This window comes from Yersinia rohdei ATCC 43380 (genome assembly GCF_000173775.1).
Classification (GTDB): domain Bacteria; phylum Pseudomonadota; class Gammaproteobacteria; order Enterobacterales; family Enterobacteriaceae; genus Yersinia; species Yersinia rohdei.
Genome location: NZ_ACCD01000082.1, coordinates 1 through 704 on the forward strand (window position 1 = coordinate 1; position 704 = coordinate 704).

The window sequence follows — 704 nt, forward strand, 5'->3', positions numbered from 1 at the left end:
GGCCCCCAAAATCAGTGTTCCGGCATTAACCGTCGTCGTACCACGGTGACTGTTACTGCCATTCGCCAGTGTCAAAGCCCCGTTGCTGGCATCGACCTGCAAACCACCAATACCAGATACCGCCGTATTAAATTCCCGGTTAGCGCCAGCCCCTGCCTCCGTTGTTAGCAAGAAGGCATCGTTGCCATCGGTTAACAGTTCCAGTGCACTCAAGCTGTAATTAACATACAAACCGGTACCACCATTAGTGGTCAAGCCGTAGTTATGTGTGGCATTGGCGACGGCCACGCCTCCCTGCTTAATGGTAGACAACACCGCTTGCGAACCCGATATCACCGGCGTGCCGTTGATGGACAAATCCAAACCATTGACATTCCCAGTCACAGTACCGGCATTGATCAATGCCAGCATAATATTGCCTCTATCCTGCTCCAGGATAGACAGGTTCGGTGATACCACTGGGTTATTGTTATCCCAGCTATCAGTGCCGGTCACACTGACAGTGCCACTGTTCAACGCCAAATGCGTGACGTTTAGCACGCCGCTGGCCTGTGATTGCGGCGCTGCACCGTCAAATATCAGGGTGCCGCCACTCAGATCCAGCCCTTGTATCGTGCGGTCAGTGGTGCCGACCGTTGTGACGTTATTGGCTGACAGTTGCAGTGTGGCATTCACCAGCGCCGCAGTGTTATCTGCCGTTAAGG

Annotated in this window: 1 pseudogene; it reads right to left on the bottom strand. The window is 53.7% G+C overall.

Going from position 1 to position 704, the window contains the following annotated elements:
- Positions 1-704 (bottom strand): annotated as a pseudogene (locus YROHD0001_RS00060) (autotransporter barrel domain-containing lipoprotein); the annotation flags it as partial.